We start from the raw sequence: 26,698 nt of genomic DNA on the forward strand, positions 1-26,698 counted from the left end.
TATAGAGCTTAAACTGAGACAATTTTTGTCTCAGCAAAGGGAAGCAGTTAATGATCCCTTTTGCTGAAATAAAAATTATTCTGAAAGGAGATTGTATGACGAAGCCAAATGTCATTGAGATGCACGATATTACCAAAAAATTTGGTGAATTTGTGGCAAATGATCATATCAATCTTGATGTGAGACAAGGAGAAATCCACGCCCTCCTCGGTGAAAATGGTGCAGGTAAGTCAACTTTAATGAATATGCTTTCAGGTCTTTTGCAACCTACGAGCGGAACCATTAAGGTTAAAGGACAAGAGGTGACGATTGATTCACCATCTAAAGCAACGAAACTGGGGATTGGGATGGTTCACCAACACTTTATGTTGGTTGAAGCTTTTACAGTTGCTGAGAATATCATTTTGGGTAGTGAGGTAACCAAAGCTGGTGGAGTCCTTGATATGAAGAAGGCTATCAAGGAAATTACTGAACTCTCTGAAAGATATGGTCTTGCAGTAGATCCAACTGCCAAAGTAGCAGATATCTCTGTTGGTGCTCAACAACGTGTTGAAATCCTTAAGACTCTCTATCGTGGGGCTGATATCTTGATCTTCGATGAACCGACTGCGGTATTGACTCCGTCTGAAATTACTGAACTTCTAAACATTATGAAGACCTTGGTTAAGGAAGGTAAGTCGATTATCCTTATTACCCATAAGTTGGATGAAATCCGTGCAGTATCTGATCGTGTCACTGTCATTAGACGTGGTAAATCAATTGATACAGTAACGATTGAAGGGGCAACAAATGCTGACTTGGCTGAAATGATGGTTGGCCATCAGGTTTCCTTCAAAACAGAGAAAATTCCTTCAAATCCAAAAGAAGTTGTTCTTTCTATTAAAGATTTGGTGGTTAACGAGAACCGTGGAGTTCCTGCTGTTAAAAACCTGTCATTGGATGTTCGAGCTGGTGAGATTATCGGTATTGCCGGTATCGATGGCAATGGTCAGACAGAACTTGTCCAAGCGATTACAGGGCTTCGTAAAGTTAAGTCAGGTGATATTACTATCAAGGGTGAATCGATTATTCATAAGACAACTCGTCAGATTACTGAAATGAGTGTTGGGCATATTCCTGAAGATCGTCACCGTGATGGTATGGTCCTTGAAATGACAGTTGCTGAAAATATCGCTCTTCAAACCTACTACAAAGAACCAAATTCTAAGAATGGTATCTTGAACTATAGTGTCATCAATGCAAAAGCGCGTGAATTGATGAAAGAATTTGATGTTCGTGGTGCGGGAGAGTTAATTGCTGGTGGTGAATTGTCAGGTGGTAACCAACAAAAAGCTGTTATCGCTCGTGAGATTGACCGTGACCCAGAACTTCTTATTGTAAGTCAACCAACTCGTGGTCTTGACGTTGGTGCTATTGAGTACATCCGTAAACGTATTATCGCTGAACGTGATAAAGGTAAGGCTGTTATTGTTGTCAGCTTTGAATTGGATGAAATTCTTGATATGTCAGACAGAATTGCGGTTATCTATGATGGTGCAATTCAGGGAATTCTAGATCCTGCTGAAACGAATAAGCAAGATCTTGGTATTCTTATGGCTGGTGGACAATTGAATAAGGAGGAAGCAAATGTCTAAAAAAGTACAAAATTGGGCAGTTCCTTTAATTGCTGTCCTCTTGGGAATGTTGATTGGAGCCGTTTTGATGTTAATCTTCGGTTACGATCCATTCTGGGCTTACTACGATCTCTTCACAACGGCCTTCGGTTCATTGAAAAATATTGGTGAAATTCTTCGTGCCATGAGTCCGCTGATTCTGATTGCACTTGGATTCTCTGTTGCCTCTAAGGCAGGTTTCTTTAACGTAGGTTTGCCAGGACAGGCCTTGGCAGGATGGGTTTCTGCTGTATGGTTTGCCTTGTCATTCCCTGATTTGCCAAAGGTGGTTTCAGTTATCTGTACAGTCATTATTGGTCTGGTTGCAGGTGGTATCGCTGGGGCTATTCCAGGTATTCTCCGTGCTTACTTGGGAACAAGTGAGGTCATTGTAACCATCATGATGAACTACATCATTTTGTATGTGGCGAACAATATTATTCGCTTTGGATTTACAGCTGATATGTTGCGTTCTTCAGAAGCATCTAACAAGGTTGTAGCCTCAGCTAGTTATCAAACAGAGTTCTTATCTCGAATAACTGGTGGTTCGCGTTTCAATATTGGTTTCTTCCTGGCTCTTGCAGCTGCCTTCTTAGTTTGGTTCTTGCTTAAGAAAACAACAACTGGTTTTGAAATTACCTCTGTAGGTCTTAATCCTCATGCATCAGAGTATGCAGGAATGTCATCTAAACGTGTTATTATCATGTCAATGATTATCTCAGGTGCTCTTTGTGGTCTTGGAGGAACAGTAGAAGGACTTGGTACATTCCAAAATGTCTTCGTTCAAAACGCTTCATTGGCTATCGGTTGGAACGGTATGGCGGTTGCACTTTTAGCGTCTAACTCACCTATCGGTATTCCATTTGCCGCCCTCCTTTATGGTGTCTTGTCTATTGGTAAGAGTGGTATGATTGGTGTGCCATCTGAAATTATCGATGTTGTTTCAGCCTTGATTATCTTCTTTGTTGGTGCTAACTACATCATTAGATATTGGGTTCGCCCTCGTCATAAATCAGTGAAAGCTAAAGGAGGACAAAACTAATATGGACTTTATTACAATTATAGCCTTGATTGTTGCCTCTATGTTGAAATACTCAGCACCATTGATTTTTACAAGTATCGGTGGAACTTTCTCTGAACGAGGCGGTATCGTAAATGTCGGCCTTGAAGGAATTATGGTAATTGGTGCTTTCGCAGGTGTTCTCTTTAACTTGACTTTTGCAGAAAGTTTTGGAAATGCGACACCTTGGATTGCTGCGATTGTAGCAGGTCTGGTTGGTGTTCTCTATTCATTGCTCCATGCGGTTGCGACAATTAACTTCCGTGCTGACCATGTTGTCTCTGGTACAGTGTTGAACCTTATCGCACCATCTTTGGCAGTGTTCTTGACACGTGTTATCTATGGTGCTGGTCAAACACCTGCTATCAGTCATAACTTTAAGACTGTATCATTCCCAATCTTGGATCATATCCCTTTCTTGGGTAAAGTTTTCTTCACTAACGTTTCCTTGGTAGCATATGTTGCTATCTTGGTTTCGGTAGCATCATGGTGGCTTATCTTCAAGACACGCTTTGGTTTGCGACTTCGTTCAGTTGGTGAGCACCCACAGGCAGCGGATACACTTGGTATTAACGTTTATCGTATGCGCTACTATGGCGTTATGATTTCAGGTTTCCTTGGTGGTGTTGGTGGTGCGGTATATGCTCAATCCATCTCTAACAACTTTGCTGTTACAACAATTGCAGGTCCTGGTTTCATCGCCTTGGCTGCTATGATTTTTGGTCGTTGGAGTCCAATCGGAGCTATGCTCTCAAGTTTGTTCTTTGGATTGTCACAATCATTGGCAATCATTGGAAAACAGCTTCCACTTATTTCACATGTACCAAATGTGTATTTGCAAATTGCACCATATATCTTGACTATTATTGTCTTGGCTGCTTTCTTCGGTAAAGCCGTTGCACCTAAAGCAGATGGTGTTAACTATATCAAATCTAAATAAACACACTACAGTGTTTCAGATAAGAAGGTCTATCGGCCTTCTTTTTTATTCGAGAAAAAAAGCTTGTCAGTACTTACTAAAGTAGGTGTAGACAAGCTTTTGTTTTTATGAAAAATGTGGGTTAAAGACCTTTTCATGACCAATAGTGGTGTCCCATCCATGACCTGGGAAAACTCTGTAGTGGTTAGGAAGTGTAAAGAGTTGTTCTTTAATACTAGTGAGTAATTGTTCGTGGTTCCCTGTTGGAAGGTCCCAGCGTCCAATTGTTTCTTTAAAGAGGGCATCACCAGAAAATACAGTTTCTTCTTTATCAAAGATAAAAGAAACACCTCCAATAGAGTGTCCTGGGGTTGGAACAACTTTAAACTGGAAATCCTCGATATTATAGTCCTGAGTGAAATCGAAGTAGTATTCTGCCGGATTGACAATAACGTCTTCCATATCGTCATGACGTGGTAGTCCAGATAAATTATGAATAGGATTCAGCAACCAGTCTTTTTCAGCTTCGGCAACGTAAACAGGAGGATGATTGAAGGCTAGGCGGACTGCCTCAACACTCATAATGTGGTCGTAGTGTGTATGTGTTAAAAGGATAGCAGCAACTGGTTTGTCGATTGTTTTAAGTTCAGCTAAGATGCTAGAAGTATCGCTTCCTGGATCAATGACTAGACAGGCTGTATCGTTTTCTAAAATATAGGTGTTTTCCTGGGCAACAGGATTTAAAATTCGTCTTATTTTCATAGCTCTAGTGTAGCACGAATTTCAGGCTTTTTCCAATATCAGAATGATGGCTTTGTCTTTTTTTGGTGCTTTGGATATGCTATAATAAGGTCACTATGAGTGAAAAAAACACGAATAAATATGCCATTGTTGACTTGGAAGCAACCTCCGCTTCTTCAACGGCTAGTATTATACAGGTGGGAATTGTCATCATGCAAAATGGTCAGGTGATTGACGAATTTGCGAGTGATGTTAACCCACACCAAGAACTCGATGATCACATTATTCATTTAACAGGGATTACCGATCAGCAGTTGGCTCAAGCCCCAGATTTCTCAGAAATTGCTAGAATCATTTTTGAACTGATTGAGGACTGTATTTTTGTTGCCCATAATGTTAAATTTGATGCCAATTTGCTTGCAGAGGCTCTTTTCATGGAGGGCTTCGAACTAAGAACTCCTCGTGTGGATACTGTCGAATTGGCTCAAGTCTTTTATCCGACGTTAGAACAATATAAGCTATCTCATTTATCCAAGGTTCTTAATCTTGACCTAGCTCAGGCCCATACCGCTATTGAAGATGCGAGAGCGACCGGACAGCTTTTGTTTCATTTGATGGATAAGATTGCCAGCTTACCTAGACAGACCATTGAGATGCTTTTGACCTTTTCAGATAATCTTCTTTTTGAGACTGAGTTGGTTATTCGTGATGCTATAAGAGGTCAAAATTTAGGCCTTTCAAAAGAATATGTCATGCTTGAAGAATCTGGAATTGTTCTTCGTAGACCTTTGACTTTTAAGGCAGAACGAAAACTGTCTCAAGATTTTGATACCAATATTGCTCTCTTAGATTTGGAATCAAGACCTAAACAAAGAGAGTTTGCTGAGGCAGTAAGAAGGGAGCTTGATAATACTGATATTTCCATGATTCAGGCGCAGACTGGAATTGGGAAAACCTATGGCTACTTGCTTCCCTTGTTGGCGCAATCTGATGTTGATAAAGTGGTGGTGGCTGTTCCTACCAAGCTCCTTCAAAATCAGATTATGAATCAGGAAGCTAAAGCATTATCGGATGTCTTTAATATTAACTTTCATAGTCTCAAAGGACCTCAGAATTATATCAAGTTAGATGCCTTCTACCAAACCTTACTTCGTCAGGATAGTAACCGTTTGATTAATCGTTACAAAATGCAACTTTTGGTGTGGTTGACTGAAACAGAGACAGGAGATCTTGACGAAATCAGACAGAAACAGCGCTATATGGCTTATTTCGATGAGATTAAGCACGATGGTAAGTTAAAAGCTGACAGTCTTTTTGCCGAATATGATTTTTGGCAACAGTCCTATCAAAAAGCCCAAGAAGCAAGGGTAGTTGTGACCAACCATGCTTATCTGTTGACGCGTATGGAAGATGATCATGATTTTGTTCGAGGAAAGACTCTTGTGATTGATGAGGGGCAAAAGATGGTTCTGGCTTTGGAACAATTTTCACGTCATCAAGTCAATCTTACGGTCCTTTTGCAACATATTCATCGAATTCTTGATAGTGGTAGTCAAAGCTTGCTTCAACAACGCTTGCTCGAAAATCTGCAGTTTGAAGTTAGCCATCTAATCCAAGAACATCAACAATTTCCTCAGAAGCAGTATAATCGCCAGCAATTAGATCGTTTGCTACAAACCATTTCTGAACTGGAAGGTGAAAGTGATTTGATGGAGATGTTGTCTCCACTGAAGACACCCCTTTACAGTCATTTCTGGCTTGAAACAGATTATTATCAGGAACATCGGGTGACCTATTTAAAGGCGTCACGCCAAGAGCTCTTAGAGCTTTCAGCTTATCTACCAAGTGCTCAAAAAGTGATAATTGTTTCAGCAACTATTGATGTGGGACCTGATGTAGATGTGGCTGATTTGTTGGGCTTAGATCAGGTACGCAAGGTTAGCCTCCCAATGGATATTTTACCCAATCAAGCTATTTGGATTGATCAAAGCATGCCTATGATTGGTATTGCATCTGAGGAAGAGTATGAAGTTGCTCTTGCAAAACGTCTCCAGAAGCTATCTGAAATGGAATATCCAATTTTAGTACTATTTACATCTCGAAAGAGTATGATGGCTGTTTCAGATTTATTGGATCATAGGGAAGTTCGTCACCTAACTCAAGAGAAAAATGGGACAGCTTTTAATGTCAAAAAACGTTTTGATAGAGGTGAGACCAATCTCCTTCTGGGTATGGGGTCGTTCTGGGAAGGTGTTGACTTTGCCCAACAAGATAGGGTAATCGAGGTTATTGCACGTCTGCCGTTTGACAATCCTAAGGATCCATTCTATCAAAAGATTGAATCTTGGTTTTCTAAGCAAGGAAAGAGCACCTTTGATAGTTACAGTCTTCCCATGACGGTTTTACGTTTTAAACAAGCTATTGGACGTGCTCAGAGACGTCCAGAACAGCGCTCAGCTATTCTTCTTATGGATAATCGCCCGCTCGTTAAGAGTTATGGAAAACTATTTCTAAAAGAAGTTACACAAGAAGTGGCGCTTAAGCACGCTAAGTTTGAGGAAGTCAAAGAGGATATTCAGGATTTCTTAGAACAAGAAAGTCAACTTTTTAAAACCAACCTTTTCTAAGATTACTCAGGTTTTATAAATTTTACTGACTTATAAAAAAGATAGACTTAATTGTTCAATACTAGCTATATTGCTATGTAAAGATTTATCATTTTCTGATATAATAAATTCAGAAACTTTTTTAGGAGGCATTATGCGTAAACAACGTTCACCCTGGACCAAAAAGCAACAGTTCATTTTTGGAATAATTGTAATCGTTGTGACCTTAATTGCCTCTTTGACTGCTATTCTTATTGTAGCGACTAAGCCTTATGTAGACGCCGAAAAGAAGGTTATTGCCATAGCAGAGAGCAAAGCAGATATTAAGACTGTTACTGAATTTGATATCTACCATGGTGAGGCTACCTATTACGGACTTCTTGGAAAGTCTGGTCAAGGTGAGAAACTGGCTGTTATTGTGAGTCATCATTCAGGTGAGGTTGATATCTACAAGCAATCTGATGGTATAAGTAAGTCAGTGGCTAAGAAAGCTGCTAAAGCCTATGGTGCTAAGGATATCTCCTATGTCCACCTAGGAAAATATGGCAAAACTCCTATTTGGGAAGTGAAGTCAGGAACCCAGTATTATCTGGTTGATTTTATCTCAGGTCAGGTTATTAAAGTGGAAGGACTATAATGAAATGACAAAATTATCAAATCGTGTATTACAAATGGAAGAAAGTGTTACTTTAGCTGCCAGTGCGCGTGCTAAAGCTCTTAAAGCTCAAGGACGTGATATCTTGAGTTTGACACTTGGTGAACCAGATTTTGTAACACCTAAGAATATTCAAGATGCTGCTATTGCTTCTATTGAAAATGGTAAGGCAAGTTTCTATACCGTAGCTTCTGGACTTCCAGAACTTAAGGATGCGATTAGCACTTACATGGAAAACTTCTATGGCTATGCTGTAAAACCAAATGAGGTTGTTGTCGGCACTGGTGCGAAGTTTATCTTATATGCTTTCTTTGCTACGGTTATCAATCCTGGTGATGAAGTCATTATTCCAACACCTTGCTGGGTTTCTTACGTAGACCAAGTTAAAATGGTTGAAGGTGTTCCGGTCACTTTCCAAACGACTGAAGCTAATCACTTTAAAGCAACGGTTGAACAACTTGAAGCGGCCCGTACTGAAAAAACCAAAGTTGTCTTGCTTAATTCTCCATCAAATCCAACAGGAATGATTTACAGCAAGGAAGAATTGCAAGCAATCGGTGACTGGGCGGTTGAGCACGATATCTTGATTTTGGCAGATGATATCTATGGTCGTTTGGTCTATAATGGCAACACCTTTACTCCAATTTCTAGTCTTTCAGATGCCATTCGTAAGCAAACAATTGTGATTAATGGTGTTTCAAAGACTTATGCTATGACAGGTTGGCGTGTTGGTTTTGCTGTCGGAGATCCAGAAATTATTTCAGGTATGGCTAAGATTATCAGTCAAACGACATCAAATCTTACAGCAGTTTCTCAATATGCTGCGATTGAAGCCTTAACAGGTGATCAGTCTTCGATCGAAGAAATGCGTCAAGCTTTTGAGGAACGTTTGAATACGATTTATCCACTCCTAGCTGAAGTGCCTGGCTTTGAAGTCATCAAACCTCAAGGTGCCTTTTACCTCTTCCCAAATGTTAAAAAAGCGATGGAAATTAAAGGCTACACAAATGTTAATGATTTTACAAACGCTATTCTTGAAGAGGCTGAAGTCGCTTTGGTAACAGGTGCAGGATTCGGCGCACCTGAAAATATTCGTCTTAGCTATGCAACAGACTTGGATACTTTGAAAGAAGCAGTCCGCCGAATCAAAGCCTTTATGGAAAAATAGAATTAATATAGATCAAAAGAAAAGAGAAGTAATTACATGTCTAAACAATTAGTTTCAATTATTGATGTGCCTAAACACGTGGGCGAAGAAATCACTATCGGTGCATGGGTAGCTAACAAATCAGGTAAAGGGAAATTGGCCTTTCTTCAATTGCGTGATGGAACTGCCTTCTTCCAAGCGGTAGCTTTCAAACCTAACTTCATCGAGAAATACGGTGAAGAAGAAGGTACTGAAAAATTTGATACTGTTAAACGTCTTAGCCAAGAAACATCAGTTTATGTGACCGGTGTGGTTAAAGAAGACGAACGTTCAAAATTTGGTTACGAGTTGGATGTGACAGCAGTAGAAGTCATCGGTGAGTCACATGATTACCCAATCACACCAAAAGAACACGGAACTGACTTCTTGATGGATAATCGTCACCTTTGGTTGCGTTCACGTAAACAAATGGCTGTCCAACAAATTCGTAATGCGATTATTTACGCAACATACGAATTCTTTGATAAAAATGGTTTCATCAAATTTGATAGTCCAATTTTGTCAGGAAATGCAGCTGAAGATTCAACAGAATTGTTTGAAACGGATTACTTTGGTACACCTGCCTACCTAAGCCAATCTGGTCAGCTTTACCTTGAAGCTGGTGCTATGGCTCTTGGTCGTGTCTTTGACTTTGGTCCTGTTTTCCGTGCCGAAAAATCTAAAACACGCCGTCACTTGACTGAGTTCTGGATGATGGATGCTGAGTATTCATTCTTGTCACATGATGAGTCACTTGATTTGCAAGAAGCTTATGTTAAAGCGCTTATTCAAGGTGTTATTGATCGTGCGCCACAAGCTCTTGAAATCCTTGAACGTGATGTGGATCTTCTTAAGAAATACATTGCCGAGCCATTCAAGCGCGTGTCTTATGATGAAGCTATCGATCTTCTTCAAGCGCATGAAAATGATGAAGATACTGATTACGAGCACCTCGAACATGGAGATGATTTTGGTTCACCACACGAAACTTGGATTTCTAACTATTTTGGTGTTCCAACATTCGTTGTTAATTATCCAGCAAGCTTCAAGGCCTTCTACATGAAGCCAGTTCCTGGTAATCCTGAGCGCGTTCTTTGTGCAGACCTTTTGGCTCCAGAAGGTTATGGTGAAATCATTGGTGGTTCAATGCGTGAAGATGACTACGATGCTCTTGTAGCTAAAATGGATGAACTCGGAATGGACCGTTCAGAATACGAATTTTACCTTGACCTTCGTAAATATGGTTCAGTACCACACGGTGGTTTTGGTATCGGTATTGAACGTATGGTTACTTTCGTAGCTGGAACAAAACACATCCGTGAAGCTATTCCATTCCCACGTATGTTGCACCGTATCAAACCATAAGTAAAATTCTTTAGGAGTGCAAAAGTATGAAAAGATGGTTACTTGGTCTTTTGGCCTTACTTTGTATGGTTTCAATGGTAGCTTGTAGCATGTCTGCTCCCTCACTAGAGGGTGACTGGCAGGCACAAGATGCCTTAAAGAAGGATTATACGATTGTCTTTAAGAAAGATAAGGTCAAGATTGGTGAGCAGGATTATAACTATACAGTTGATGGTCCCAAGTCTAAAGATGCCTTTACCTATTATTCGCTAAAAGTAAAAGATCAGGGAAAAGAAACGTCTTATACAGTATTTTTCCCAACTAAATCCAAAGAGGTTGCTCTCTTTTTAGAACCAAATGATGAGAAAGAGCCTCTTAAGGGTCAAATGCTCTTTGCACTTAATAAAAAAGATAAACCAGACTACTATAGCTATGTTAAAAAGTATCTGAAATAGTAGGAGAAGGATTAGCCTAGCGCTGATTCTTTTCTTTTTGGAATTATATATTTCAATTTTCAGAATATTTTGTTATAATAGCAACATATTAGTCAAAGGAGAACTATCATGGCAAAAACTATTCATACTGATAAAGCACCAGCAGCAATCGGACCTTATGTTCAAGGTAAAATCGTAGGCAATCTTTTGTTTGCTTCTGGTCAAGTGCCATTGTCACCAGAAACAGGTGAAATCATTGGTGAAACAATTCAAGAACAAACAGAACAAGTGCTTAAAAATGTTGGTGCTATTTTGGCAGAAGCAGGTACAGACTTTGATCACGTTGTTAAAACAACTTGCTTCCTAAGTGACATTAACGATTTCGTTCCATTTAACGAAGTGTATGCAACTGCCTTTACATCTGATTTCCCTGCACGTTCTGCGGTAGAAGTGGCACGTTTGCCAAAAGATGTTAAAATTGAAATCGAAGTTATCGCTGAGATTGATTAATGAAGAGAGCCTTGGCTCTTTTCTTTTTTTCTCAACTATGATAGACTATTAAAGATAAATCATTTTCGATGTTTGGGAGACACCATCGCTAAAAAAAACCATTACTGGCGTTTTTTTGGCTCCCCCAAGGGGCCTTTTTATGTGTCTCAGACATCACGAATAAAGAGGAATATTATGAAACGTCAATCAGCTTTGGTCGTCTTTAGTGGCGGTCAAGATTCTACTACTTGCCTATTTTGGGCTCTAAAACATTATGAAACAGTTGAATTAGTTACTTTTGCTTATGGACAACGTCATAGCTTGGAAATTGAAGTAGCTAAAGAGATTGCGCAAGAACAAGGGCTTAAACACCATGTTTTGGACATGTCTTTGCTTGGTCAAATTACTGAAAATGCTTTAACATCTGATATTGAGATTGAGGCAGAAGAAGGTGAAGTTCCTAATACCTTTGTGGACGGGCGTAACCATCTCTTCCTTTCTTTTGCAGCTGTTCTAGCTAAGCAACGTGGTATTACTGATATTGTTACGGGTGTTTGTGAGACAGACTTTTCTGGTTATCCAGACTGTCGTGATGTATTTGTCAAATCGCTTAATGTCACACTTAATCTAGCCATGGCCTATGATTTTGTTATCCAAACCCCACTCATGTGGTTGGATAAGGCTGAGACTTGGGCTTTGGCTGACCAACTAGGAGCTTTTGACTATGTTCGTGAAAAAACACTAACTTGCTATAACGGTATTATTGGAACTGGTTGCGGGGAATGCCCTGCCTGCCACTTACGTCAAAAAGGTCTTGAAAAATATCTAGCAGAAAGAGGAGAAGCTTAATGTTCTTTGCACCGAAAGAAATCAAAAAAGAAACAGGTGAGTCCTTGGTTTACAATCCTCACCGTACAATGGTTTCTAAAGAGTTTACTTTTGATGCTGCCCACCATCTCTTTAATTATGAAGGTAAATGTAAATCACTTCATGGTCATACCTACCATCTTCAGATTGCAGTAAGTGGCTACTTGGATGAGCGTGGCATGACCTATGATTTTGGTGACCTTAAGCGCATTTATAAGGACCATTTGGAACCTCACTTAGATCACCGTTATCTCAATGAGACATTGCCTTATATGAATACAACTGCGGAAAATATGGTTTTCTGGATTTTCCAGACGACGAGTCAACATTTGCCAGAGGAGAGAGGACTTCGTTTGGAATATGTGCGTCTTTATGAAACACCAACAGCCTTCGCAGAGTTTAGACGGGAGTGGTTGGATGACTAGAGAACGTGTACTCAAACTGCCAGTACTTGAAATTTTTGGACCGACCTTTCAAGGGGAAGGCCGAGCTATCGGGCAAAAGACCATGTTTGTAAGGACAGCAGGATGTGATTACCATTGTGATTGGTGTGATTCTGCCTTTACTTGGGATGGGTCAGAGAAGCCAACACGTATGACAGCTGATGAAGTTATTGAAGCTTTGGATGCGCTAGGAACTTACGACTATGTCACTCTTTCTGGAGGGAACCCAGCTCTTTTAGCGGCAAATATGGCTGAACTCGTTTCAAAACTCAAGGCTAGAGGAGTAACTTTGGCCGTTGAGACACAGGGTTCTCGCTGGCAGGAGTGGTTAAAGGATATTGATCAAGTAACCTTAAGTCCTAAACCACCATCATCCAAGATGGAAGTCAATATGGAAACCCTTGACTTTATTGTTTCACAACTTGATCCTGATAAAGTTACCTTTAAGGTTCCTGTTTTCGACGATGATGATTTAGCCTTTGCTAAAATGATTCAAGAACGTTATCAGCCAGATGTCATGTTTCTTTCGGCTGGTAATCCTGAACCGAAAGCAGAAGGTAATATTGTCCAACATCAATTAGATCGCCTCAAAGAGCTTTGGGAGACAGTAGCCGCTGACGACTCGTGGGGCAATGTGCGTGTTCTCCCTCAGCTTCATACTCTACTCTATGATAATGAGCGCGGTGTCTAATCTTCACATTCTATAAGCTTAGAATTGATAGTATTTTTACTTTTTTAATGATTAACATTAGAAATTTAGATTAAAAATTGACCACATAAAGGTCTATAAAAATTAACAGCAAAGGAAGAAAAATGTCACAACAAGAAGAAATGAAAAACCTCACTCTCCTTGGTAATAAGGAGACACCTTATATTTTTGAATACTCTCCACAAGTCTTGGAGTCTTTTGATAATCGTCATACTGATAATGATTACTTTATCAAATTCAACTGTCCAGAATTTACGTCACTTTGTCCTATTACTGGGCAACCTGATTTTGCCAGTATTTATATTTCTTATATTCCAGACCAGCTTTGCGTTGAGTCTAAATCTCTAAAGCTTTACCTATTTAGTTACCGTAATCACGGAGACTTCCATGAAAACTGTATTAATACCATTGGTAAAGATTTGGTGGAGCTTTTGAACCCTCGTTACTTGGAAGTTTGGGGTAAATTTACACCTCGCGGTGGTATCTCGATTGACCCTTATTATAATTACGGTCGTCCAGAAACTAAGTATGAAAAGATGGCAGAGCAACGTCTCTTTAATCACGATCTTTACCCAGAAAATATTGATAATCGTTAATATTATGCTAAAAGTCCTTATGCAAATAATGGGCTTTTTTTCTTGGTTAAACACCTGTCTTTAGGGCGTAAAAGAAACCTGATGAATTATTTTCTACAATGAAAAGTAAGGGTATTGTTAGTTTTTCATTGGTCTGTTCTTAGAAACTTCTATTATTAAAATAATTTGACAATAGAAGTTTTATTTCTTACAATTAAGGTGTAAATAGAAATGTAAGCGATTGCTTATAAAAGGTATATTTGTTTTTAAAAAAGGGGACGAAAACAATGAGAAAAAGTTTACGTTTAATTTCGTGTGCTGTTCTGGGGGCAGCCATACTAGCACCAACGGTTGTTGGTAATAATCGTGCACAGGCCGATAGTTATTATGGCCGAGGTTACTATAATAACTATTCTTATAATCCATGGTATAACAACTATTATCCAAACTATGGTTATAACTACGGATACAATGGCTATTATCCAGGCTATAATTACAATTATGGCTATAACTACGGTTACAATAATTACTATCCAAACTATAACTATGGCTATAATTATAACTATGATTATGGCTATAACAACTATAATCCTGGTTACAACAACTACAACGAATCAGGTACTTACCGCTATAGCAATGGCTATTTGTACTACATCTTGAGTGATGGTAGCTACTATGTTAACTATAACGGTCGTTGGGTTCGTGGTGGTGACTATAATAACAACAATAGTGGTTCTAACAATACACCAACGACAGGTTATGAGGTTTTGAGAAATGACCCTCACTACCGTTATGAAAATGGTACTCACTATTATTTGAAAGATAATGGCGATTATTACTATTATTCAAATGGTAAGTGGGTACTTGTTAAGGCTTCAAGCACAGATTCTGAAGCTCCAACAACTTCAACTGTAGATTCAACGTCATTAGCAAGCCCAGAAGCACCATCAACCGTAGGTTCAACTTCATCTGCAAGTTCAGAAGCGGCCTCAACCGTTGCCTCAACTTCATCTGCAAGTTCAGAAGGGGCCTCAACAATAGATTCAACCTCAGTGGGTAGCTCAGAAGGGGCTTCAACAGTAGATTCAACTTCAGCGGGTAGCTCAGAAGGAGCCTCAACAGTAGATTCAACCTCAGTGGGTAGCTCAGAAGGAGCCTCAACAGTAGATTCAACTTCAGTGGGTAGCTCAGAAGGAGCTTCAACAGTAGATTCAACCTCAGTGGGTAGCTCAGAAGGGGCTTCAACAGTAGATTCAACTTCAGAAGCAGTATCGACTGGTAACTCAAGCTCTGCTGTAACGTCTGAATCTTCTTCAGCAGCAACTTCAGAGACAGGTTCAACATCAGAAACAAGTTCTGAAGCTCCTGAACTTGAAAAACCACCATATGCGCCTGAAACAAACATTGACTATGATAAGTTGCCAAAACCAACATTGCCACCAACAGATTATCGTATGTACTCAGATCCACGATTTGTAGATGACAACGGTACATATTATTACCGTGTGGCTATGACTGATGAAGAAAATGCGCGTGGTATCGATGGTTACTACAAATGGGTTGATGGAAAGTGGAAACTCTACAATGCTACTGCCAATGATGACCCTGAGCTTGACCCAGACTTCCACAAACCAGCAGGAAACGATGAATACATGTATGATGATAACGCTTCAAGTGTTAAATTGTATTCTGAAAATGTCGTTGGTACTGGTAAAGCAGGTGAAGCTTTGCCATTCCAAAATGTGGATGAATTCAAAGATTATGTTATCAAGAATCTTGCTCCAAAATTCTTAGATAATTCTGGTTGGGATTGTAAGGTAACTTGGGAAATTGAAGATGTTGATAACTTCAATGCTTCTAAAGGCAGTGCTTGGGCACGTGATTATGTGATTACAGCCAACCTTAAGAGTGGTGTTGATGACAAAGATTATAAAGACGTTGAATTTGGTTATGTTAAATTTGTTTATCATGTAGAACCAACTGAAAACTCTGATTATGTTGAAGTGGACTCAGCTAAGGCTGCCTTTAATGAAATCAATGCTCAACGTACAGCTGCTGGTTTGCCAGCACTTACATGGTCTGATGATCTTTACAATAGCACAACTCTTCCACATGCCAAAGATATTTCACACACTTACAACAGTGATGGTATTGTTTACCGTCGTGAATCTGATGGTTCAGTTGTAGCCAATAAATGGTTGAGTAGTGGTATTCGTGAACTTCTCATGAGTCCAGATGCTACTCAAGCAGCAGTAGCTTGTGTTGTCGCTGGTGACGGTACTTACTACTGGACTTTAAATTATCAATAAGAAGAGTTTTAATTAATTGTCACAATAATGGAGGAGTCTGAGGTTAGTCTTGGACTCTTTTCCTTTATCTATTGAACGTTTAAGCTTTCAATATGGTATAATAGAGCCTAGAAAGAAGGCGAAAATATGCAGGTTAAGAGAGTTCAGGATTATATCTCTAAAGAGTGGTTCGATGAAACCGATGGCTCCTATTTCGAACGTCTAAATAGTCGTTTGCAAATACTTTTGAAAAAAGATTACCCTGATTTAAGAGGACATGATTTTATTAGTAATATCAGTCTTTTGGATTATAGGTTAGTTTTTCTTGATGAAGTTATTGCTAATGCTAATGAGAAAAACGAACATGTTCGGGAAACCGTTCACGATGTGACCAAGAGTTTATTGTACGAGGATCAAGACATCCAAGAACAATTGGATAGTAGGATCACTTTTGGTCAAAAAGTAGCGGATGAAGTGGCCCGATTTGGTGGATCTTGGACTTTTATCTTGTCATTCGTTGCTTTTATGGCTATTTGGATGGGGCTTAATGTTGTTCAACCTTTTGGGATTGCCTTTGATAAGTATCCATTTATTCTGTTGAATCTGGCCTTGTCCACTTTAGCGGCCGTTCAGGCACCATTGATTATGATGAGTCAGAATCGAGCATCGGATTATGACCGTTTACAAGCGAGTAACGACTATCACGTCAATACCCAGTCTAAGGAAGAAATTCGACTTCTTCATGAAAAAATTGACCACTTGGTTCAACAAGACCAATCAGATCTTCTGACAATTCAAAAATTGCAGACAGAAATGATTATGGGGGTTAGCCAACAAGTTGAGAAGATGTCAGACGATATTCGTGCCTTGAAAGAAGAAAGACTAGAAAGGGAGTCTCATGGGAACGAAAAAAATTAATTTAGTTGTTGTAACAGGGATGAGTGGTGCAGGTAAGACTGTGGCCATTCAATCCTTTGAGGATATTGGATACTTCACCATTGATAATATGCCACCTTCTTTGGTACCTAAGGTTATCGAATTGGTAAAACATAGTGAAGAGACAGATAAGATTGCTCTTGTCATTGATATGCGCAGTCGCTTGTTCTTCGATGAGATCAACGATATTCTGGATAAATTGGAAAGCAATGAGGAACTTAATTTCAAGATTCTATTCTTGGATGCCACGGATGGTGAATTGGTTTCTCGCTATAAAGAGACACGTCGTAGTCACCCACTGGCAGCAGATGGCCGTGTTTTGGATGGCATCAAGCTAGAGCGTGAGCTTTTGTCACCGCTTAAGAGTTTGAGTCAGAACGTGGTTGATACGACAGAATTAACACCACGCCAGCTGCGTAAGGCTATTTCTGAACAGTTCTCATCTGAACAAGACCAATCTTCTTTCCGTATTGAAGTTGTGAGTTTTGGTTTTAAATATGGATTGCCATTGGATGCAGATTTGGTTTTTGATGTTCGTTTCTTGCCAAATCCTTATTATGATCCTGCACTTCGTAACCTCACAGGTTTGGATAAAGAGGTTTTTGATTATGTCATGAACCATAAGGAATCAGAAGAGTTTTACAATCACTTGACACAGCTTATTAAACCAATCTTGCCTGGCTACAAAAGAGAAGGTAAGTCTGTTCTCACTATTGCTGTTGGGTGTACAGGTGGTCAGCACCGTAGTGTAGCTTTTGCACATCGTCTGGCCCAAGATTTAAAAAATGATTGGACAGTCAATGAAACACATCGTGATAAGGATCGACGTAAGGAGACAGTGAATCGTTCATGAGAAAACCAAGAATTACAGTAATAGGTGGGGGAACTGGTATCCCAGTCATTCTTCGTAGTTTGCGTTATAAGGATGTTGATATCACTGCTGTGGTAACTGTAGCTGATGATGGCGGTTCTTCGGGAGATTTGCGTGATATCATGCAACTGACACCTCCAGGGGATTTGCGTAATGTTTTGGTAGCTATGAGTGATATGCCTAAACTTTATGAAAGAGTTTTCCAATATCGTTTTGATAAAACCGATGGTGCTTTGGCTGGTCATCCACTCGGAAATCTAATCATCGCTGGAATTTCAGAAATGCAGGGCTCTACCTATAATGCCATGCAGCTTCTGACGAAATTTTTCCACGTTACAGGCAAAATTTATCCTGCTAGTGAGACAGCCTTGACGCTTCATGCCGTTTTTCAAGATGGTCATGAAGTAGCAGGGGAGAGTAGTATTGCCCAGTACGATGGCATGATTGAGCGCGTTTATGTGACCAATACCTATAATGATGAAGAGCCTAAGGCCAGTCGTAAGGTTGTAGATGCTATTATGAATAGTGATATGATTGTTTTAGGTCCTGGATCTCTTTATACATCGATTTTGCCCAACCTAGTTATACCAGAGATTCGTCAGGCTCTTATCGAGACCAAGGCTGATGTCACGTACATTTGTAATATTATGACTCAGTACGGAGAAACGGAGCAATTCTCAGATGCCGACCATGTGGCTGTTCTTAATCGTCATCTTGGCTCTGATGTGATTGACAATGTCTTAGTTAACATCAAGAAAGTGCCTAAGGAATACATGGCTAGTAATAAATTTGATGAATACCTTGTTCAGGTTGAGCATGATTTTGAGGGCTTACGTCGTGAAGCTAAAACAGTTGTGTCTTCTAATTTTTTGCGACTTGAAAATGGTGGTGCCTTCCACCATGGTGACTTGGTAGTGGATGAGCTCATGCATCTAGTGAGGAACAAGTCATGAGTTTCACAATTAAGGTTAAAGAAGAGATAATTGCTGCTTCAAGCAAAGACAAGGCTGAGTTGTCAGCATTGATTAAGATGTCTGGTTCGGTTGGATTGACTAATCAAGGCTTGACTCTTTCCATCTCAACAGAAAATGCAAAGATTGCGCGACATATCTACCAATTAATGGAAAGTCGTTATCAGAGTAATCCTGAATTGAGACATCACAACAAGACTAATCTCAAGAAAAATCGTGTTTACACGGTTTTTGTCGCTGACCATGTCAATGATATTTTGTCCGATTTACAATTGGCAGATTCTTTCTTTGGCTTTGAAACAGGTATTGAAACATCAGTAATGGAAGATGACGAAGCTGGAAGATCCTATTTACGAGGCGCTTTTTTGGCGACTGGAACAGTACGTGATCCTGAAAAGGGACGTTATCAATTAGAAATTTTTTCCGTTTACCAAGACCATGCAGAGGATTTAGCTTCTCTCATGAAAAAATTTATGCTCGATGCCAAGGTTTTGAGTCATAAAAATGGTTTTGTGACCTATCTTCAAAAAGCTGAGGACATTATGGATTTTCTCCTTGTTATTGGTGCAATGAATTCTAAGGATGTCTTCGAAGAGGTCAAAATTATGCGAGAAACCAGAAATGATCTGAATCGTGCCAATAATGCGGAAACAGCTAATATTGCTAGAACGATTAGTGCTAGCATGAAAACAATTAATAATATTATCAAGATTATGGATACGGTTGGCTTGGAGATTTTACCGGTGGAGCTGCGCCAAATTGCCCAACTTCGTATTGCCAACCCAGATTACTCTATCCAGCAGATTGCAGATAGTATAGAACCTCCTCTGACCAAGAGTGGTGTTAACCATCGTCTCAGAAAAATCAATAAGATTGCGGACGATTTGTAAGTAGAAAGGAAGCTTTTATGGCTTGTACAACGATTTTAGTAGGTAAGAAAGCCTCATATGACGGCTCTACCATGATTGCACGTACTGAGGATTCTCAATCAGGCGTTTTTACGCCTAAAGAATTTCTCGTCGTGCCCCCTGAAGACCAACCGCGTCATTACCAGTCTGTGCTTAGCAATTTTTCAATTGATTTGCCAGATAATCCTCTACGTTATACTTCTGTCCCAGATGCGCTTGGGAAAGACGGTATTTGGGGTGAAGCTGGTATTAACTCAGCTAATGTTGCCATGAGTGCAACAGAAACAATCACGACCAATGCGCGTGTTCTCGGTGCAGATCCTCTTGTTAAAGATGGTTTTGGAGAAGAGGATATGTTGACTTTGGTCTTGCCATATATCAAGACGGCGCGTGAAGGTGTCCTTCGTTTGGGACAACTCCTTGAAACTTACGGAACTTATGAGTCAAATGGTATTGCTTTTTCAGACACTGAAGAAATTTGGTGGTTGGAAACAATTGGTGGTCACCATTGGATTGCAAGACGTGTTCCAGACGATGCCTATGTAACTAACCCAAACCAACTTGGTATCGATCACTATGAGTTTGAAAATCCAGACGACTATCTTGCCTCACCAGACATTCGAAACTTCATTAATAAACATCACCTAGATTTGACTTATTCTAATGAACACTTTAATCCACGTTATGCTTTTGGTAGCCAACGAGATAAGGATCGTCATTATAATACACCACGTGCCTGGGCTATGCAGAAATTTTTGAACCCAGAAAAAGACTATGATCCAAAATCATTCTTTATTCCATGGTGCCAAAAACCATACCGTAAAATTACAGTTGAAGATGTTAAATACGTTTTGAGTCTTCATTACCAAGATACACCTTATGACCCTTATGGACCTCAAGGAGATGCGGTAAGTCAACGCCAATTCCGTCCAATCGGTATTAACCGTACTAGTCAAACAGCTCTCTTGCAAATGCGTCCTAACAAACCATCAGAAACAACTGGTATTCAGTGGTTAGCCTATGGATCAATGCCATTCGGTACAATGGTGCCATTCTGGACTCAGGTCGGAACAACACCTGCTTATTTCCGTCAAACAACTGATAAAGTAGATACAGGTAATTTCTACTGGAGTAATCGCTTGATTGCTGCTATCTGTGATCCTCATTTCCAACAGCATGAAGCTGATTTAGATGCCTATGTAGAAACAACTATGGCTCTTGGCCATGCCATGATTAATCATGTTGATACCGCTTTGGCTAATGATGAAAGTATTGATTTTGAAGCAGAAAATCAAAAAATTAGTGATAAGATTCAGTCAGAAACAGATAAACTATTGGCAAAAGTCTTAGATGATGCAAGTAACTTGATGACCAATCGTTTTTCTATGAGTGATTAAAGTCATCAAAAAAGCCTTTCCATAAAATTGGAAAGGTTTTTTAGTATTCTAAACATTACTTGTTTTCTTCATCTAGTTTCGAGAGAATCTGATAAAGTGTAATGAAAAAGAAAAGATTGACTGAAATGAGAAGGCCTGATGCCCATGGCAAATCGCTTTCTAAATTTCGAAGAGGTGAATTCCAAGCAAAGTGTGCCGCAAAAGCACCGCAAGCATAAAGAATACCAATAAGACTGTACTTGGAATTAATGAGTTTTTGACGTGAACGCCATATAAGGACTAGCCCTATAGCAAGGAAGGACGTGTAAAGCCAGTGAGACGATACAGCACCAATAGTTCGACCAAGAATCCCTGAAACCGTATAAGAAAAACCATCAGGCAAATCTGAAAGAATATAGGAGAAATCTTCACTAATCTGGAAGCCAAGACCTGCCGTAATAGCGACTAGCAAGAGTCCCTTGTAACTTTTTGTTGGCACCATATAGATAGCAAAGAGAAAAGCAGCTAGTTTGAGGGGTTCTTCAACTAGGGGGGCCATAAGGGCATCCTCAAAGCGGTAGAAGAAACTCTTTGAAGAAAGATGAGCAGTCACCCAGTCGTGAGAAATGGTATTGGCATAACCAGCTATCCATCCTGTAATAAAGACTCCACCAATTAGAGCAAATATGAGAACAAGTGGTTTCACCTGCCATCTCTTACCTAAGTATCGAACCAGAAATATTCCTGGTAGGATATAACATAAGGCAATTAGTGTTGATAGTCCAATAATACCGTATGCTGAACCAGACAAGGCACCTGAGGTGTATGATTGTGTATCATAAGTCAGGCCAATGGATGCAAGCAATAAAAAAAGATATAGGGTTAATTTACGAAACATGTATAACCTACTTTCCAAATGATATTTCCAGTATATCAAATAATTCTTTTTCATCGAAATATTTCAATTTTTTTATTTTAGTACTTGCAAAATAAATGAAGTGTGATATACTTAACCAGTAAACTATTAACTGGTTAAGTATTTTGAAAGGAATATCATGAAAAAGAAACGCATTTTTGGCCTAGCAGGAATAGCAGCAGTTGTTTTAGCTGCTGGTGCAGGTATTTATTATACGACTAGTCACCACGGTTCAAAAGGAAATAGCGACTTGAAGGTTGTGACCAGCTTTTACCCTGTTTATGAATTTACAAAGCAGGTTGTTGGCGATGAGGGAGAGGTGTCTTATCTTATTCCCGCTGGTAGTGAAGCCCACGATTTTCAACCATCTACTAAGAATGTCGCTGACATTGAAAAAGCAGATACTTTCGTCTACCTAAATGAAAATATGGAAACCTGGGTTCCAAAAGTTGAAAAGTCTATCAACACTAAAAATACAAAAATCATTAAGGCAAGTCAAGGCATGGTTCTCTTACCTGGAATAGAGGAAGAAGATCATGATCACGGTGGAGAAGAGCATCACCACGAATATGATCCTCATGTTTGGCTCTCACCTAAACGTTCTCAAAAATTAGTTGAAACTATTAGGGACGGTTTGATTGCTCAACACCCAGATAAAAAAGCAGTCTTTACAACCAATGCTGAGAAATACCTTAAAAAATTAAAGACTTTGGATAAGGAGTATACTGAAGCCTTAAGTCAAGCGAAACAGAAAAGTTTTGTTACCCAGCACTCAGCTTTTGCCTACCTTGCTTTAGATTACGGTTTGACACAAGTACCAATTTCAGGTGTTTCAGCTGAATCTGATCCATCTGCAAAACGTATCGCTAGCCTTTCTAAGTATGTCAAAGAATATGACATTAACTATATCTACTTTGAGGAAAATGCTTCAAGTAGCGTTGCCAAAACCTTAGCTAATGAAGTAGGAGTTAAGACAGCAGTTTTAAATCCAATTGAATCACTAACTAAGGAACAGTTGAAAAAAGGTGAAGATTATGTCAGTGTTATGACTGAGAACCTAAAGAATCTTCGTTTAACAACAGATGTTGAAGGGAAAGCTATCCAACCTGAAACAGGAAGTGATGATAAGAAAACAGTCCAAAATGGTTACTTTGATGATAAAGATGTTAAAGATAGAGAACTTTCTGATTGGTCTGGTGAGTGGCAATCGGTCTATCCTTACCTCCAAGATGGTACTTTAGATCAAGTATTTGAATACAAATCTCTATTGAATAAGGATAAAACCGCACAAGAGTACAAAGAATACTACACTAAGGGCTATCAAACAGATGTTTCTAAAATTGCTATTGATGGTAAAAAGATGACCATGACTTTCACAAAGAATGATGGAAGTAGCGTGACACACACTTATCGTTATGATGGTTATAAGATTTTGACTTATGCTTCTGGTAAAAAAGGTGTCCGTTATCTCTTCACAGCAACTGACAGTCAAGCTGCTGACAATCCTTACCAATATGTCCAATTTTCAGATCATCAAATAGATCCAACAACTTCAGCACATTTCCATATTTTCTTTGGTAATAGTAGCCAAGATGAGATTCTAAAAGAGATGGATAATTGGCCAACTTACTATCCTGGAAAACTTAGTGGTTTGGAAATTGCCCAAGAAATGGTTAGTCATTAATACTAGAATTGCACTCATTCGTGAGTGTTTTTCTTTTTTTAAAAAATCTTTCATTTCTTAAACTCTTAGAAAATTGCTAGTGTCATTATTTTTAAACAGAAATTTAAAGCATGGTATTTTTTCTAAAAAAATCCTGTAAAAAATTAAATAATTACTACATTTTTTCATTCTTTAGTGGTACAATAATAGTACGATTTTCAGATGACCAGGAGAGACCCATGAACCAGTATTTAGTAGCGATACATTATATTCAACTGCTTCAAGCAGAACTCGATATTCTAAATCATGATGCACGCTTGCTTTTTGATTTAAAGATTGAACCGAATCTTGCTAAACGAGAGCTTGCTGACTTGAAAGTATCCCTATCTAAATTATCTGACAAAAACCTTTATATCGAAGGTACAATCTGGTATCAACCAAGTTTGTTTGCAATCATTGATCAAAATTTAGGGGTTATTGATGACTGGCTCAAGGAATTAGATGACTTCTTTGAATTTACCTATAGTACAACAGTTTTTACTGTTTTGAAAGAAAATGAAAATCGAAGTTACGACTTATTACTTGGTCTCTATAGCCGTCTTGAATACGTTATTTCAGAAATAAAAAATTGCCGTTAGTCCTTAACGGTTTTTAGTTTGTAATGGATTTACAATTTAGATTATAAACATCAAATAATTTGACAAAATCTCCAAATATATGTAGAATAAATTTGATAACGCTCTAATAAAAAGATTCTTAAATTAAAGGAAAATAATGAAGAAGTGAGTAATCAGGGGTTGAAATCAGGGGATTTTTTGAAATATTATTTGGTGAGCCTTAGTTCACTTAGTGTTTTGTGCCTTATTTTTTATGGACTCTATTCTCTAAACGGGCTTATGCCTTTGTCTTTAGATGGTTCTTCACATATTGATGTGAAACATTATTCTGGACAGGCACCTACATCAGTAAAAAAAGACGGTGTTTATAGGGTTCAGGATATTAGCGGTGAAACTAAAAGTTATCAAGTTGATTTGAAAGTAACAAACGATGGGGACAAGGTTATTCAAACCTATGTCTTTGAGTATAAAAAATGATTCTATAATAAAAACTCACAAACTTAGCAAGATTGTGAGTTTTTTAGATGTCTTTTACCCAAGTCCTAATACCTTTTGCATGAGAAGAGAAGCAAGACTGATTAATAACCAACAGACTCCTCCCACTAGAAGTGCTGAGCCTCCTTTAGTGATTAGTTTTTTGAGATTTGTTTGGAAACCAATAGCTGTCATTGCCATAATAATCATAAATTTCGAAAGGTCTTTTAAAGGTGAAAAGACGGCAGGTGTTACACCGAGTGACATTGAAACAGTTGTAATCAGTGAGGCCAAAAGGAACCAAAGGATAAAGTTAGGCACTGCTTTGGTTAGCGAGAATGCTTCCTTTGTATTGTTCTTTCGCGACTGCCATACAGAAAGCCCAAGAGTTATAGGGATGATAGCAAGTGTTCGAGTCAACTTAACAATTGTCGCCTGCTCCAGAATGGATGTTCCATGTAAGCTATCCCAGGAACTAGCTGTAGCAGTTACAGAAGAAGTATCGTTGACAGCTGTTCCAGCAAATATGGCAAAGCCTTGATTACTAAGTCCCAACCAGGATCCCAAGTGAGGGAAGAGTAAAGCCGCTAAGATGTTAAAAAAGAAAATTACAGAGATTGCTGTTGCAATAGATTCATCTTTAGCCTTGATTACAGGAGCGGTTGCAGCGATAGCAGATCCCCCACAAATAGAGGAACCAACACCTACTAAAGTAGCAATTTCACTATCTAGCTTGAACACGCGATGGACGACATAAGCAGTAAGCAGTGCCGTAGTAATAGTCACTAGAATAATGGGAAGTGATGTTACGCCAACCTTAAAGACTTGGGAAAGATTTAGTCCAAATCCAAGAAGAATAACAGCGTATTGTAATACTTTTTTAGAAGTGAATTGCATTCCTGCTTTAAGTTTCTGAGAATCTCTTAAAATAATTCCTAGCAGAAGTCCTATAAATAAACCAAGGACAGGCCCACCAATAATAGGGAATAAGTTTCCAAGGAACCATGCTAGGAGAGATATAAGTATTGCAATACTTAATCCGGGTAAGAATTCTTTTATTTTCATTCATCTATCTCCTTAAAATTTGACTATATTATAGCTTATTATAAATATGATGTAAAGGTGATGTTTGCTTTATTTATCAAGGAAAATAGTTCTGAAAGTTGCGACTTGTCAGTTTTTCTGATAGAATAGTATTAAAATATTATAATCAAAAATCTTATGAAGGAAGGGTTGTATGTATCGTCATTTAAAGAAGTATATGATTTTTACCGTGGGAGCTTTTATGTGTTCACTTTTTTTGGTTCTAGCTTTTACAACAGATAGAAAAAATGATAACAGTGTTAATGCTAAAGCTGAAGCTGCTTACAATCAAACTACGACGGCTTTTATTGATAATATCGGAGAGACTGCTAGACAGATTGGTCAAGATTACAATATCTATGCTTCTGTTCTAATTGCTCAAGCCATTCTGGAATCAAATTCAGGTCAGTCAGGTCTGAGTCAAGCTCCTTATTACAACTTCTTCGGGATTAAAGGCACTTATAATGGGAATTCTGTGACCATGCGTACATGGGAAGACGATGGTACAGGGAAGACTTATGAGATTGATGAACCTTTCCGTTCTTATGGAAGTCTAAGCGATTCTTTAGCCGATTATGCTGCTTTGATGACGTCATCAACTTATGCTGGCACATGGAAATCAAATACAAGTAGTTATGCAGATGCCACTCAAGCATTGACAGGAACTTATGCAACTGACAGTCTTTACGCTTCTAAATTAAATAGCATTATTGCATACTATGGTTTGACTGCCTATGATCAAGCTCCAGTTACCCAAGCAACTGGTTCAACAAGTGGCCTTGTTTGGAACAGCTATAGGGGCTCATATACAGATGCTGAGACCTTATCTATAGATGAGGCTTGGGCAAGCTATAAAAATTATAAATAACAATGAGAGTCGAAAGGCTCTTTTTTTGTGCACTAAATTGGATAGTT

Annotated in this window: 26 protein-coding genes; 23 read left to right on the forward strand and 3 right to left on the reverse strand. The window is 38.9% G+C overall.

Annotation, left to right across the window (positions count from 1 at the left end; all coding sequences use genetic code 11):
* Nucleotides 1-95: 95 nt before the first annotated feature.
* The 3 genes from HMPREF2697_RS03730 to HMPREF2697_RS03740 are packed head-to-tail and all read left to right on the forward strand — an operon-like array spanning nucleotide 96 to nucleotide 3,652.
* Nucleotides 96-1,634 (forward strand): ABC transporter ATP-binding protein, encoded by a 1,539-nt coding sequence (locus HMPREF2697_RS03730; protein WP_070849687.1) that lies wholly within the window; start codon nucleotides 96-98, stop codon nucleotides 1,632-1,634.
* A complete protein-coding gene (locus tag HMPREF2697_RS03735) occupies nucleotides 1,627-2,694 on the forward strand; it encodes an ABC transporter permease (RefSeq protein ID WP_070849689.1) in 1,068 nt (355 codons plus the stop codon). Before HMPREF2697_RS03730 ends, HMPREF2697_RS03735 begins: the two co-directional genes overlap by 8 nt.
* Nucleotide 2,695: 1 nt before the next feature.
* Nucleotides 2,696-3,652 (forward strand): ABC transporter permease, encoded by a 957-nt coding sequence (locus tag HMPREF2697_RS03740; protein ID WP_013990475.1) that lies wholly within the window; start codon nucleotides 2,696-2,698, stop codon nucleotides 3,650-3,652.
* A gap of 105 nt (nucleotides 3,653-3,757) precedes the next feature.
* On the opposite strand, the gene HMPREF2697_RS03745 is transcribed toward HMPREF2697_RS03740, so the two are convergent.
* On the reverse strand, nucleotides 3,758-4,393 hold the full coding sequence (locus HMPREF2697_RS03745; protein WP_004182402.1) for an MBL fold metallo-hydrolase: 636 nt from the start codon (nucleotides 4,391-4,393) through the stop codon (nucleotides 3,758-3,760).
* Nucleotides 4,394-4,488: 95 nt separating this feature from the next.
* Here HMPREF2697_RS03745 and HMPREF2697_RS03750 point away from each other — a divergent pair, with 95 nt between their 5' ends.
* The 16 genes from HMPREF2697_RS03750 to HMPREF2697_RS03825 all read left to right on the forward strand — a co-directional run bounded on the left by HMPREF2697_RS03750 (nucleotide 4,489) and on the right by HMPREF2697_RS03825 (nucleotide 21,051).
* Nucleotides 4,489-6,999: a bifunctional DnaQ family exonuclease/ATP-dependent helicase gene (locus tag HMPREF2697_RS03750; protein WP_070849692.1), complete on the forward strand. Its 2,511-nt coding sequence runs from the start codon at nucleotides 4,489-4,491 to the stop codon at nucleotides 6,997-6,999.
* Nucleotides 7,000-7,132: 133 nt separating this feature from the next.
* A complete protein-coding gene (locus HMPREF2697_RS03755; protein WP_070849694.1) occupies nucleotides 7,133-7,615 on the forward strand; it encodes a cell wall elongation regulator TseB-like domain-containing protein in 483 nt (160 codons plus the stop codon).
* A gap of 4 nt (nucleotides 7,616-7,619) precedes the next feature.
* Nucleotides 7,620-8,801 (forward strand): pyridoxal phosphate-dependent aminotransferase, encoded by a 1,182-nt coding sequence (locus HMPREF2697_RS03760; protein ID WP_013990479.1) that lies wholly within the window; start codon nucleotides 7,620-7,622, stop codon nucleotides 8,799-8,801.
* Between the two features lie 36 nt (nucleotides 8,802-8,837).
* Complete coding sequence (gene asnS / locus HMPREF2697_RS03765; RefSeq protein ID WP_002891115.1) at nucleotides 8,838-10,184, forward strand: asparagine--tRNA ligase; 1,347 nt, start codon at nucleotides 8,838-8,840, stop codon at nucleotides 10,182-10,184.
* Nucleotides 10,185-10,210: 26 nt separating this feature from the next.
* Entirely contained in the window at nucleotides 10,211-10,618 is a 408-nt protein-coding gene (locus HMPREF2697_RS03770) for a hypothetical protein (RefSeq protein ID WP_070849696.1), read from the forward strand.
* Between the two features lie 108 nt (nucleotides 10,619-10,726).
* Complete coding sequence (locus tag HMPREF2697_RS03775; RefSeq protein ID WP_002891112.1) at nucleotides 10,727-11,107, forward strand: RidA family protein; 381 nt, start codon at nucleotides 10,727-10,729, stop codon at nucleotides 11,105-11,107.
* A gap of 174 nt (nucleotides 11,108-11,281) precedes the next feature.
* The gene (queC, locus tag HMPREF2697_RS03780; protein WP_004182407.1) at nucleotides 11,282-11,935 is read left to right on the forward strand and encodes a 7-cyano-7-deazaguanine synthase QueC; all 654 of its coding nucleotides are present in this window, start codon (nucleotides 11,282-11,284) and stop codon (nucleotides 11,933-11,935) included.
* Complete coding sequence (queD, locus tag HMPREF2697_RS03785; RefSeq protein ID WP_045768642.1) at nucleotides 11,935-12,378, forward strand: 6-carboxytetrahydropterin synthase QueD; 444 nt, start codon at nucleotides 11,935-11,937, stop codon at nucleotides 12,376-12,378. The genes queC and queD overlap by 1 nt, the downstream gene beginning before the upstream one ends.
* On the forward strand, nucleotides 12,371-13,087 hold the full coding sequence (gene queE / locus HMPREF2697_RS03790; protein WP_004182409.1) for a 7-carboxy-7-deazaguanine synthase QueE: 717 nt from the start codon (nucleotides 12,371-12,373) through the stop codon (nucleotides 13,085-13,087). The genes queD and queE overlap by 8 nt, the downstream gene beginning before the upstream one ends.
* A 122-nt stretch (nucleotides 13,088-13,209) precedes the next feature.
* The gene (gene queF / locus HMPREF2697_RS03795; RefSeq protein WP_003097375.1) at nucleotides 13,210-13,701 is read left to right on the forward strand and encodes a preQ(1) synthase; all 492 of its coding nucleotides are present in this window, start codon (nucleotides 13,210-13,212) and stop codon (nucleotides 13,699-13,701) included.
* 266 nt (nucleotides 13,702-13,967) lie between these two features.
* Nucleotides 13,968-15,989: a CAP domain-containing protein gene (locus tag HMPREF2697_RS03800; RefSeq protein ID WP_045768643.1), complete on the forward strand. Its 2,022-nt coding sequence runs from the start codon at nucleotides 13,968-13,970 to the stop codon at nucleotides 15,987-15,989.
* A gap of 126 nt (nucleotides 15,990-16,115) precedes the next feature.
* Complete coding sequence (locus HMPREF2697_RS03805) at nucleotides 16,116-16,886, forward strand: DUF1003 domain-containing protein (protein WP_004182412.1); 771 nt, start codon at nucleotides 16,116-16,118, stop codon at nucleotides 16,884-16,886.
* The gene (rapZ, locus tag HMPREF2697_RS03810; protein ID WP_004182413.1) at nucleotides 16,867-17,757 is read left to right on the forward strand and encodes an RNase adapter RapZ; all 891 of its coding nucleotides are present in this window, start codon (nucleotides 16,867-16,869) and stop codon (nucleotides 17,755-17,757) included. Before HMPREF2697_RS03805 ends, rapZ begins: the two co-directional genes overlap by 20 nt.
* Nucleotides 17,754-18,728 carry a YvcK family protein gene (locus tag HMPREF2697_RS03815; RefSeq protein ID WP_004182414.1) on the forward strand — a complete coding sequence of 325 codons (975 nt, stop codon included), beginning with the start codon at nucleotides 17,754-17,756 and terminating at the stop codon, nucleotides 18,726-18,728. Before rapZ ends, HMPREF2697_RS03815 begins: the two co-directional genes overlap by 4 nt.
* Nucleotides 18,725-19,636 (forward strand): DNA-binding protein WhiA, encoded by a 912-nt coding sequence (gene whiA, locus HMPREF2697_RS03820; RefSeq protein ID WP_002891101.1) that lies wholly within the window; start codon nucleotides 18,725-18,727, stop codon nucleotides 19,634-19,636. Before HMPREF2697_RS03815 ends, whiA begins: the two co-directional genes overlap by 4 nt.
* Nucleotides 19,637-19,653: 17 nt before the next feature.
* Entirely contained in the window at nucleotides 19,654-21,051 is a 1,398-nt protein-coding gene (locus HMPREF2697_RS03825; RefSeq protein WP_070849698.1) for a C69 family dipeptidase, read from the forward strand.
* 55 nt (nucleotides 21,052-21,106) lie between these two features.
* On the opposite strand, the gene HMPREF2697_RS03830 is transcribed toward HMPREF2697_RS03825, so the two are convergent.
* Complete coding sequence (locus HMPREF2697_RS03830) at nucleotides 21,107-21,928, reverse strand: PrsW family intramembrane metalloprotease (protein ID WP_049553749.1); 822 nt, start codon at nucleotides 21,926-21,928, stop codon at nucleotides 21,107-21,109.
* A gap of 157 nt (nucleotides 21,929-22,085) precedes the next feature.
* Here HMPREF2697_RS03830 and HMPREF2697_RS03835 point away from each other — a divergent pair, with 157 nt between their 5' ends.
* The 3 genes from HMPREF2697_RS03835 to HMPREF2697_RS10770 all read left to right on the forward strand — a co-directional run bounded on the left by HMPREF2697_RS03835 (nucleotide 22,086) and on the right by HMPREF2697_RS10770 (nucleotide 24,703).
* Nucleotides 22,086-23,630, forward strand: coding sequence for a metal ABC transporter solute-binding protein, Zn/Mn family (locus HMPREF2697_RS03835; RefSeq protein ID WP_004182417.1), 1,545 nt, complete (start codon nucleotides 22,086-22,088; stop codon nucleotides 23,628-23,630).
* A 218-nt stretch (nucleotides 23,631-23,848) separates the two neighbouring features.
* Nucleotides 23,849-24,247 carry a hypothetical protein gene (locus tag HMPREF2697_RS03840; RefSeq protein WP_004182418.1) on the forward strand — a complete coding sequence of 133 codons (399 nt, stop codon included), beginning with the start codon at nucleotides 23,849-23,851 and terminating at the stop codon, nucleotides 24,245-24,247.
* A gap of 144 nt (nucleotides 24,248-24,391) precedes the next feature.
* The gene (locus tag HMPREF2697_RS10770) at nucleotides 24,392-24,703 is read left to right on the forward strand and encodes a hypothetical protein (protein WP_013990490.1); all 312 of its coding nucleotides are present in this window, start codon (nucleotides 24,392-24,394) and stop codon (nucleotides 24,701-24,703) included.
* A 54-nt stretch (nucleotides 24,704-24,757) separates the two neighbouring features.
* Here the strand turns inward: HMPREF2697_RS10770 and HMPREF2697_RS03850 are convergent, their stop codons facing one another.
* Nucleotides 24,758-25,765 (reverse strand): YeiH family protein, encoded by a 1,008-nt coding sequence (locus HMPREF2697_RS03850; RefSeq protein ID WP_070849700.1) that lies wholly within the window; start codon nucleotides 25,763-25,765, stop codon nucleotides 24,758-24,760.
* Nucleotides 25,766-25,937: 172 nt separating this feature from the next.
* Between HMPREF2697_RS03850 and HMPREF2697_RS03855 the strand changes: the two genes are divergently transcribed.
* The gene (locus tag HMPREF2697_RS03855) at nucleotides 25,938-26,651 is read left to right on the forward strand and encodes a glycoside hydrolase family 73 protein (protein ID WP_013990492.1); all 714 of its coding nucleotides are present in this window, start codon (nucleotides 25,938-25,940) and stop codon (nucleotides 26,649-26,651) included.
* Nucleotides 26,652-26,698: the final 47 nt, after the last annotated feature.

The sequence above is a fragment of the Streptococcus sp. HMSC064D12 genome, from assembly GCF_001837205.1.
GTDB classification, from domain to species: Bacteria; Bacillota; Bacilli; order Lactobacillales; family Streptococcaceae; genus Streptococcus; species Streptococcus salivarius_D.

Coding starts and splice junctions, on each gene's coding strand:
- HMPREF2697_RS03730 (WP_070849687.1), top strand. CDS start 96: ATGACGAAGCCAAATGTCATTGAGATGCACGATATTACCAAAAAATTT.
- HMPREF2697_RS03735 (WP_070849689.1), top strand. CDS start 1,627: ATGTCTAAAAAAGTACAAAATTGGGCAGTTCCTTTAATTGCTGTCCTC.
- HMPREF2697_RS03740 (WP_013990475.1), top strand. CDS start 2,696: ATGGACTTTATTACAATTATAGCCTTGATTGTTGCCTCTATGTTGAAA.
- HMPREF2697_RS03745 (WP_004182402.1), bottom strand. CDS start 4,393: ATGAAAATAAGACGAATTTTAAATCCTGTTGCCCAGGAAAACACCTAT.
- HMPREF2697_RS03750 (WP_070849692.1), top strand. CDS start 4,489: ATGAGTGAAAAAAACACGAATAAATATGCCATTGTTGACTTGGAAGCA.
- HMPREF2697_RS03755 (WP_070849694.1), top strand. CDS start 7,133: ATGCGTAAACAACGTTCACCCTGGACCAAAAAGCAACAGTTCATTTTT.
- HMPREF2697_RS03760 (WP_013990479.1), top strand. CDS start 7,620: ATGACAAAATTATCAAATCGTGTATTACAAATGGAAGAAAGTGTTACT.
- asnS (WP_002891115.1), top strand. CDS start 8,838: ATGTCTAAACAATTAGTTTCAATTATTGATGTGCCTAAACACGTGGGC.
- HMPREF2697_RS03770 (WP_070849696.1), top strand. CDS start 10,211: ATGAAAAGATGGTTACTTGGTCTTTTGGCCTTACTTTGTATGGTTTCA.
- HMPREF2697_RS03775 (WP_002891112.1), top strand. CDS start 10,727: ATGGCAAAAACTATTCATACTGATAAAGCACCAGCAGCAATCGGACCT.
- queC (WP_004182407.1), top strand. CDS start 11,282: ATGAAACGTCAATCAGCTTTGGTCGTCTTTAGTGGCGGTCAAGATTCT.
- queD (WP_045768642.1), top strand. CDS start 11,935: ATGTTCTTTGCACCGAAAGAAATCAAAAAAGAAACAGGTGAGTCCTTG.
- queE (WP_004182409.1), top strand. CDS start 12,371: ATGACTAGAGAACGTGTACTCAAACTGCCAGTACTTGAAATTTTTGGA.
- queF (WP_003097375.1), top strand. CDS start 13,210: ATGTCACAACAAGAAGAAATGAAAAACCTCACTCTCCTTGGTAATAAG.
- HMPREF2697_RS03800 (WP_045768643.1), top strand. CDS start 13,968: ATGAGAAAAAGTTTACGTTTAATTTCGTGTGCTGTTCTGGGGGCAGCC.
- HMPREF2697_RS03805 (WP_004182412.1), top strand. CDS start 16,116: ATGCAGGTTAAGAGAGTTCAGGATTATATCTCTAAAGAGTGGTTCGAT.
- rapZ (WP_004182413.1), top strand. CDS start 16,867: ATGGGAACGAAAAAAATTAATTTAGTTGTTGTAACAGGGATGAGTGGT.
- HMPREF2697_RS03815 (WP_004182414.1), top strand. CDS start 17,754: ATGAGAAAACCAAGAATTACAGTAATAGGTGGGGGAACTGGTATCCCA.
- whiA (WP_002891101.1), top strand. CDS start 18,725: ATGAGTTTCACAATTAAGGTTAAAGAAGAGATAATTGCTGCTTCAAGC.
- HMPREF2697_RS03825 (WP_070849698.1), top strand. CDS start 19,654: ATGGCTTGTACAACGATTTTAGTAGGTAAGAAAGCCTCATATGACGGC.
- HMPREF2697_RS03830 (WP_049553749.1), bottom strand. CDS start 21,928: ATGTTTCGTAAATTAACCCTATATCTTTTTTTATTGCTTGCATCCATT.
- HMPREF2697_RS03835 (WP_004182417.1), top strand. CDS start 22,086: ATGAAAAAGAAACGCATTTTTGGCCTAGCAGGAATAGCAGCAGTTGTT.
- HMPREF2697_RS03840 (WP_004182418.1), top strand. CDS start 23,849: ATGAACCAGTATTTAGTAGCGATACATTATATTCAACTGCTTCAAGCA.
- HMPREF2697_RS03850 (WP_070849700.1), bottom strand. CDS start 25,765: ATGAAAATAAAAGAATTCTTACCCGGATTAAGTATTGCAATACTTATA.
- HMPREF2697_RS03855 (WP_013990492.1), top strand. CDS start 25,938: ATGTATCGTCATTTAAAGAAGTATATGATTTTTACCGTGGGAGCTTTT.